Annotated in this window: 4 protein-coding genes; 1 reads left to right on the top strand and 3 read right to left on the bottom strand. The window is 68.7% G+C overall.

Annotated elements, in window-relative coordinates; translation table 11 throughout:
- Both NON22_RS22130 and NON22_RS22125 read right to left on the bottom strand, forming a co-directional pair.
- Positions 1 to 501: hypothetical protein (locus tag NON22_RS22130; protein ID WP_257389167.1), on the bottom strand; the 501-nt coding region annotated here is incomplete at its 3' end.
- Positions 498 to 857, bottom strand: coding sequence for a DUF4398 domain-containing protein (locus NON22_RS22125; protein WP_257389166.1), 360 nt, complete (start codon positions 855 to 857; stop codon positions 498 to 500). The genes NON22_RS22125 and NON22_RS22130, both read right to left, overlap by 4 nt.
- Positions 858 to 1,030: 173 nt before the next feature.
- On the opposite strand from NON22_RS22125, the gene NON22_RS22120 reads away from it, so the two are divergent.
- Positions 1,031 to 2,143, top strand: a complete 1,113-nt coding sequence (locus NON22_RS22120; protein WP_257389165.1) for a PilT/PilU family type 4a pilus ATPase — start codon at positions 1,031 to 1,033, stop codon at positions 2,141 to 2,143.
- A gap of 107 nt (positions 2,144 to 2,250) precedes the next feature.
- Here the strand turns inward: NON22_RS22120 and NON22_RS22115 are convergent.
- Positions 2,251 to 3,340 (bottom strand): hypothetical protein (locus NON22_RS22115; protein ID WP_257389164.1); only part of this gene is annotated, 1,090 nt, incomplete at its 5' end.

Genomic DNA, 3,340 nt, shown 5'->3' with positions numbered 1-3,340 from the left:
GGCGACCGGCGGCGCAACGGGCGCGGGTTTCACCGCGGCGACGGCGGGCGCGTCGCTGCGCGCTGCCGCGGAAGCCGCACCGCCGCGTTCGATCTCTTCCTGTTGCAACAATTCGTGACGGCGCTGGCGGTCGAGCTCGGCGCGCACGGCCTGGGTCTCGCGCCGGCTCGCGGCCAGCAGCAGACCGGCATGTTCGCGCTGCAGCTGCGCGAGGCGCGCGTTCTCGCGCTCGGTCTGCGCCGCGATGTAGGCGATGTCGACACGCCGCTCGGCCAGGTACGCCAGTTGCACATGCTCCTTCGCGTTGATGCTGCTCGCGTCGAGCCGGCGCACGGCGGCCTCGGCCAATGCTCGCTCGGCCAATGCGAGCTTGGCCAGTTCCGGATCGGCCGCGAGGGCCTGCAGGCTCGCGTGCAGGCGGTCGTAGTCGAGATCGCGCCGCGGCGCCGAGCCGCAGGCGGCGAGCAGCGCGGCGAACAGCAGCAGGCCGGCGCGCTTCACGGCGTCTCCGCTTCGGCGGCCGGGCTCGCCTCGCCGCGCAGCCGGGCGTTCGCCGCGGCCTGCACCTGTACGGCTTCGCGCGTGCGGCCCAGGCGCGACTTGGCGACGGCGAGATCGCTGTTGACCTGCGACTGTTCCAGCAGCCGGCGCGCCTGGTTCAGGTCGCCGCCCTGCTGCGCCTGCCGTGCCTGCTCGAGCTGCTCGCCGGCATAGCGCAGCTCCAGCGGCGCGTAGGTCGCAGCGCCCGCTTCCTCGGCGAGCGCGAGCGCCGCGGCAGCGCTCTGCAGCTCCGCGAGCGGGGCCTGCGGACGCGCTGCGGAAGCGCTCGCCGCACACAGCGAAAGCAGTGCGAGCACATGGATTTTTCGGGCCGTTGGTGTCATAACTCCCGCCGAAATCAGGGTGGGGAATCCGGCTATTCTCGTTACACGGGCACGAACGTTGCAACGCAACACCGTCCCGTTTCCGCAACCGGGTTCCTGAGCATAACGACGGCCGCGGCCGTCACGCATCTCGCAACGAGGCGAGCATGGATATCGGCTATTTCCTCAAGCTCATGACCGAGAAGGGCGCGTCGGACATGTTTCTGACGACGGGCGCCCCCGTGAACATCAAGGTCGAGGGCAAACTCTATCCGCTGGGCAACACCGGCCTGCCGGGCGGCATGGTCAAGAAGATCGCGTACTCGCTGATGGACGAGGGCCAGGTGCCGCAGTTCGAACGCGACCTCGAGCTCAACATGGCGATCGCGGTCAAGGACGCCGGCCGTTTCCGCATCAACGTGTTCAAGCAGCGCGGCGAAGTCGGCATGGTGATCCGCGCGATCAAGAGCGAGATCCCGACGGTCGACACGCTGAAGCTGCCGCAGATCTTCAAGGACATCATCATGGAGCCGCGCGGCCTGATCCTCGTGGTCGGCGCGACGGGCTCGGGCAAGTCCACCACGCTCGCGGCGATGATCGATCACCGCAACTCGAGCCAGTCGGGCCACATCCTGACGATCGAGGACCCGATCGAATACCTGCACCGGCACAAGAAGTCCATCGTCAACCAGCGCGAAGTCGGCCTCGACACGCACAGCTACCACGAGGCGCTGAAGAACGCGATGCGCGAAGCGCCCGACGTGATCATGATCGGCGAGATCCGCGACGTCGAGACCATGGAAGCGGCGATCGCGTTCTCCGAGACCGGACACATCTGTCTCGCGACCCTGCACTCCAACAACGCCGACCAGACCATCGAGCGCATCCTCAATTTCTTCCCCGAGGCGTCGCACAAGAACATCCTGATGAATCTGGCCCTGAACCTGAAGGCCGTCATCTCGCAGCGCCTCGTGATCGGCAAGGACGGCCGCCGTCTGCCGGCCGTCGAGATCCTGATCAACACGCCGCACATCCGCGACCTCATGCGCCGCGGCCAGGTGCACGAAATCAAGGAAGCGATGGACCGCAGCCTGCAGGAAGGCATGCAGACCTTCGACCGCGCGCTCTACACGCTGTACAAGGAAGGCCGCATCGAGCTCGAGGAGGCGCTGGCCAAGGCCGACTCGCGCGACGGCCTCGCGCTGAAGATCCGCCTCGCCGAAGGCGGCGGCGACAACAGCACCGCCGAGCACGATCCGTTCAACATGTCGGCGTTCTGAAACGCGCACGCCGCCGGTGACCGGCGGCGTGCTCAGCGGCGTACGCGTTCGGCGTACGCCGCGTGATACCGCTGCCGCGCGGCGCGATGCGCCGGCGGCAGCTTTCCTCAAGGCGACTCGAAACCGTCGGCGAAGATCGGATCGGGCGCCTGCACCGTGAAGGTCACCGGGATCGCGGCCGGCTTCGCGCGGTAGGCCGGGTCGTTGCTGAACACGCAGATCGTCGCCTGGTACACGCCGGCCGCGAGGTTCGTCGCGTCGAATGTGACCGGATAGACGCCGACCGGCGCACCCGGCGCGAAGCTGCCGCCCGTGGTCTGCAGCGACAGCCACGGCACGTCCTGTGGCGTGCTGCAGTCGGTGCCGGCGGTCGCGATCGCGAGCACGGACATTTCCTGGCTGTCGGCCGTCGGACCGACGATGGTCGGCTGCGCCGTCACCGGATCGACGGTCGCGACGAAGCCGATGCCCTGCGCATAGCCGAGCCAGTACAAGGTGCCGCTCGCGCGGTCGAACTTGAGGCTCTGCGCGAAGTTCGCGTCGACGCCGAGACCGCCGACGCGCATGGCCTGGGCCGTGGCCTTGTCGACCGTGAACAGTGCGTCGGTGCGGATGTCGAGCGCGTACAGCGCGCCGTTCTGGTCGAACGCGATGTCGATCAGGCATTCGTTGCCGCCGGTGTCGACCGGGCCGACGAAATGCGCCTGGGCCGTGTCGAGATCGATCGTGTACAGCCCGCTCCAGTAGCAGCCCTGGTTGCCGAGGTTGGCCGTGGTCACCGCATAGAACGTGTCGGTGGACGGATCCCAGGCCGCGCCGGACCAGCGCTCGTTGGCGACCGTGTTCGCGGCCGTCGGCCAGCCGATCAGGGTGCGCGCGCCGGTCAGGGTGTCGACGCGGTAGAGCCGGTCCATGAGCGTGTCGAGCTGGTACTGCGTCGCGAAGTCGTCGCCGACGAAGTCGCCGCCGCTGATGTTGTCCAGGCCCGGCCCCGTGCCGGTGTCGGTCATGATCGTGCGCCGGTTCGCGGGATTGCGCAGGTCGAAGTCGACGAACGAGACGCCGGTGCCCGGAATCATGTGCATCGCGTAGGCCGGCAGCTGCCATTCGCCGAGGGGCTGCGCCGGACGCAGCGGCAGCGGCAGGGTGCGCTGCACGGTCGCGCGGCCCGCGTCGGCCGGGCCGTCGGCCGCGGCC

The sequence above is a fragment of the Tahibacter caeni genome, from assembly GCF_024609805.1.
Taxonomy (GTDB): Bacteria; Pseudomonadota; Gammaproteobacteria; order Xanthomonadales; family Rhodanobacteraceae; genus Tahibacter; species Tahibacter caeni.
Note: the sequence above shows the minus strand (reverse complement) of the source record. Positions and strands in the feature narration are given on the sequence as shown.